This is a genomic window from uncultured Abyssibacter sp. (assembly GCF_964000955.1).
Taxonomy (GTDB): Bacteria; Pseudomonadota; Gammaproteobacteria; order Nevskiales; family OUC007; genus Abyssibacter.
Map to the genome: position 1 here is coordinate 1 of NZ_CAXFCL010000252.1, position 3,890 is coordinate 3,890.

The 3,890-nt window shown below is 66.9% G+C and carries 6 protein-coding genes; 4 read left to right on the forward strand and 2 right to left on the reverse strand.

Annotated features, from left to right (window positions below):
- The 3 genes from ABNS06_RS12260 to ABNS06_RS12270 form a co-directional block, all read left to right on the forward strand.
- Window positions 1–552: dienelactone hydrolase family protein (locus ABNS06_RS12260; protein ID WP_348674886.1), on the forward strand; the 552-nt coding region annotated here is incomplete at its 5' end.
- Window positions 542–1,078 carry a GFA family protein gene (locus tag ABNS06_RS12265; RefSeq protein WP_348674887.1) on the forward strand — a complete coding sequence of 179 codons (537 nt, stop codon included), beginning with the start codon at window positions 542–544 and terminating at the stop codon, window positions 1,076–1,078. The genes ABNS06_RS12260 and ABNS06_RS12265, both read left to right, overlap by 11 nt.
- Window positions 1,079–1,162: 84 nt before the next feature.
- Window positions 1,163–1,561, forward strand: coding sequence for a hypothetical protein (locus ABNS06_RS12270; protein WP_348674888.1), 399 nt, complete (start codon window positions 1,163–1,165; stop codon window positions 1,559–1,561).
- On the opposite strand, the gene stpA is transcribed toward ABNS06_RS12270, so the two are convergent.
- Window positions 1,540–2,823: a glucosylglycerol 3-phosphatase gene (stpA, locus tag ABNS06_RS12275; RefSeq protein WP_348674889.1), complete on the reverse strand. Its 1,284-nt coding sequence runs from the start codon at window positions 2,821–2,823 to the stop codon at window positions 1,540–1,542. The genes ABNS06_RS12270 and stpA overlap by 22 nt on opposite strands.
- 20 nt (window positions 2,824–2,843) lie before the next feature.
- Here stpA and ABNS06_RS12280 point away from each other — a divergent pair, with 20 nt between their 5' ends.
- Window positions 2,844–3,524: a hypothetical protein gene (locus ABNS06_RS12280; protein ID WP_348674890.1), complete on the forward strand. Its 681-nt coding sequence runs from the start codon at window positions 2,844–2,846 to the stop codon at window positions 3,522–3,524.
- 27 nt (window positions 3,525–3,551) lie between these two features.
- Here the strand turns inward: ABNS06_RS12280 and ABNS06_RS12285 are convergent.
- Window positions 3,552–3,890, reverse strand: a 339-nt coding sequence (locus ABNS06_RS12285; RefSeq protein WP_348674891.1) for an MFS transporter, incomplete at its 5' end; no start/stop codon positions are given.

Below are 3,890 nucleotides of genomic sequence, written 5' to 3' on the forward strand. Positions count from 1 at the left end.
CTGGCCAGTCGCGGCTATGTGGTCTGGCTGCCGGACCTGTTCAGCGGCAGGGCCATCGACTACTGCGTCCGGGCGGCGGTCCGCTCCGTCGGCCGGATCAATTCGGCGTCGAGTCCGCTTTATCGCGAAATCGACGCGCTGCTCGACCAGTTGAAGCAGGACGATGTCTGCAACGGCCGCCTCGGGATCATCGGCATGTGTCTGACTGGCGGGTTCGTGATTCAGGCGGCGATGCGCGATGACATGGAGGCGCCGGTGGTTTACCACCACTCGTTCGGGCTGCAGGGCGCGGGCCTGCCGTTCCAGGAAGAGGACGGTTTGGCGTCGGTCAAGCGGATGCAGGGGCACTGGAGCCGGGTCGACCCGTTCTGTCCGAAGAAGCGACGTGAGCGGCTGAAGGAGCTGCTGGGTGATCGCCTGGATGCCAATGTCTACAACATTCCGCACGGCTTCCGTTCCGCCGGCCGCGGCACCCGCGACGGGAAGATCGCCTGGGAGCGGACGCTGGCGTTTTTCGACCAGCATCTGACGGAAGACGTCCATGAACACTGAGCAGGGCGAGGCATCGTCCGGCTCGATCGACGGGGGCTGTACCTGTGGCCGTGTCCGCTACCGCCTGACATCGGCCCCGCTGTTCGTGCACTGCTGTCATTGCCGCTGGTGCCAGCGGGAGAGCGGCGCGGCGTTCGCGTTGAACGCGATGATCGAGTCCGATCGCGTGACGGTGTTGCGAGGCGAGCCGGTCTGCGTGCACACGCCGTCGAACAGCGGCAAGGGACAGGACGTGCTCCGCTGCCCGGACTGCCACGTCGCGCTGTGGAGCCACTATGCAGGCGCCGGATCGCTGATCAGCTTCGTCCGGGTCGGCACGCTGGACGCGCCGGATCGCTGGCCACCGGACGTGCACATCTTCGCCGAGTCGAAACAGCCCTGGCTGCGGCTGTCCGGCGATGCGCCGGTGATGGACATCTACTACGACCGCGATGAACTCTGGCCACCGGAAAGTCTTGAGCGCTGGGCGGCGATGCGGGACCGGATCGACGCCTACCGCCGGGGTGAGCAACCGCCCGCTGCCTGAGGCGTTGGTCACCGGGGTCAAGCTCGTCCGCGTCCGGCCGATAGCCAACAAGTCGCCCGTTGTCCCGCTCCGGAGGAATTCGTCATGGACAAAGCGCTTGCCGCGATCGCCGCCGTCCGCAACGCCATCATCGACACCGTCAACGCCTACTCGATTCCCCCGGGAGGTCGCATTCACATGTCGACGATTCGCGCCAAGCTCGGCGACATGCGGGTGCGGCAGTCGGACTTCACCGACGCCCTGTCATCGCTGGTGCAGGGTGAGGTGTTCAGAACGCATGTGGACAGTGACGGGCTGCTGCTGGAGCTGACGGAACACGGCGCGATGATCGTCTATGCCCCGCCATCGCTGCCGAAGCCGTCCGACTGGATCGAAGCGTTCCGGCGCATGCGTTCGCAGCGGGAGATTCTGCGGCGGCCCGCCGCCAACGACGACGCGAATTTCGGGCGTCGGGCCGACGATCACGTCGGCGCGAGTGTCTGACGCCGCTCCGCCAGCGCGCAGAACCAGTCGACATACTGCGGATGTCCGCCGGGCAGGATCAGGTTCGGTCGTAGCGGGTCGTCGGCATCGCTGATGCCTTCCAGCGCGGCCACGGCCCTGGCCGGATCTCCGGTTGCCTGGCGCAGACGCGCTTCATCCACGCCCGGGCGCCGGACCTCGCCGGTGCTGCTGTCCACGTAAATCACTACGTTGTCGGTGCCGAAGGCCTGCCCCAGCTCCTGGACCAGGGTCAGAAAGCCGCGATCGCTGCCGCCGCGTTGATGGCGAACCGTGTCGCCGTCGGTCTCCGGATAGGACGTGAGCGTGTCGCCGACGCCAACGATGCGCGGCATCAGTTTCGGATCGAAGCGCTTCTTCGCCAGCGCCAGCAGTTCGTCGTGGCTTTGCGGCGCCTCGCGGGCGTTGAATGACTCGCCCAGCGGCCAGTCTCCGGTGAGCCGGTGGAAGTAGTGATTGAGAATCACCAGCACGCCGACTTCCTTGATCGCGCCCCGGATCATGAACTGGAAGTCGGTGGTGCCGGCGTTGTCGCCATCGGCGAATTTTACGCGCTCGAGTCCGTCCGCACCGCGACCGAGATTCGGCGCGTAGTGAACGAAGAAGGCACCGGCGAGGCCGGCGTCCGCCGCCTGACGCAGCAGCCCGTCGACGAATGCCACGGTCTCGCGCTGGGCGGTGACGTAGTGCTCGGGCACATCGCCGAACCGATGATGCAGCGGGTTCAGGTTCACGGTCGGCGAGGCCGGGTTGTCCAGCACGCAGGTGGCCGCCAGCGCTGTCGCGTCCGCCTCCGTCAGGTCGAATGGCGGCCGCGTGAGCAGGTCGATCAGAAACCGCTCGGCCTTGGCCGGCACCGCTTGCAGAAAGGCCAGCTCCGCGTCGCTGACGCCGGGGTGGGTGACCGCGCCATGGCGGTCCTGCAACTGCACGCCGCCGGCCGCCAGGCCGGGCAGGTAAAGGCCCCGTTCGCCGGCGTGATGCGCCGCGTCCATGGCTTGCTCGACGATTCGGTTCACGCCGCGCCGGCCGATGTGTTCGCCGTTGGTCAGCACGTAGAACCCGCCGTCCAGCCGGCGCGCGGCCTCGATGTAGCGGCGCTCCATGCGGCGGGTCAGCGGATCGCGCACCAGCCCCATGCAGACGCCGTCCAGGTCCTGAATGATCAGCAGTCGGTCGGTTTTCGCGAGCCGGTCGAGGGTTGTGTCGGCGTCCAGCGAGTAGTTCGTTGGCGAGTCGGTCATGCCTGGAATGTTAACGCGATGTGGCCGCTCAGCCGGCGTGCCCGCACGTTGGTCGCCGGTCGCAAGCCAGGATTGGCCGCCGCCTTATCCTCGACGCGTTCAACGCCTGTTCAGGGCTGGCGCGGTTATCACTTTGCCAGCACGTCGCCCGTTTGGCGGCGTACGCATGGCGTTCACTCGGATCATTGCAATCGGCCAGGGCTGTGAATTCACTCATCGACACCGCGCAAACGGATTGGGACCGGCATTTCAGGGAGCTGAAAGACGCTGACGACGAGAAGCGACAACGGGAGCAGGAGGAAATGGCGCGCGCCAGGGCGCGGCTCGCCGCCGATGCGGAGGCCGCTCACGAATTGCTCGTGACCGTTGTAGAACCCCTGTTCCGGGAGGTGGCGAAGGCCGCCGAGCGGGTCGGTTATGTCGCCGAGGTCAAGCACGACGTCGCTCCGGCGGCGAGCAGCGCCGGCAAGCTGCTGTTCGGGCAGGCCTCCGTCCGTTTCGCCACGACCATGGCCAACCTGGTGCCGTGGAATTCCGGGTACATTGAGATCAAGCACGTGGCCGAGGACGAGTTCGGCGTGCTCAAGCAATCCGAGCACGGGCATCAGGACCTGCGTCTGCCCGCCAACCGCATTACTCCGGAATATCTGGCCGCTGAGCTGTCCGATCTGACCGAATCGGTGTTCGGGACGGACCGGTGACAGCGTCGCATCGCTGATGAGCGTGGCTCAGCCGATGGCCGAGCGCAGTTCGGCGTGGCGATGGCGGTCCAGCGGGAAGTTCCACACCACCGGCACCACGCACAGCTTGATGATCACCGGCAGCACCGCGTAGAGCAGGCTCAGCGTCCACAGCGCGGTGGCGTCGTTGTCGATCCTGGCATCGAAACCGGCCAGCTCGAGCACCGGAAACGCCAGGCCCACGCCCAGCGCGATGGCCAGCTTGGTCGCCAGCCCCCAAAGCCCGAAGTAGAGGCCCGCGCGCCCGCCGCCACCGGCCGCCGTGTCCTCATCGATCACGTCGGCCTGCATCGATGCCGGGATGGCCTGGTCGACGCCCAGGCAGGC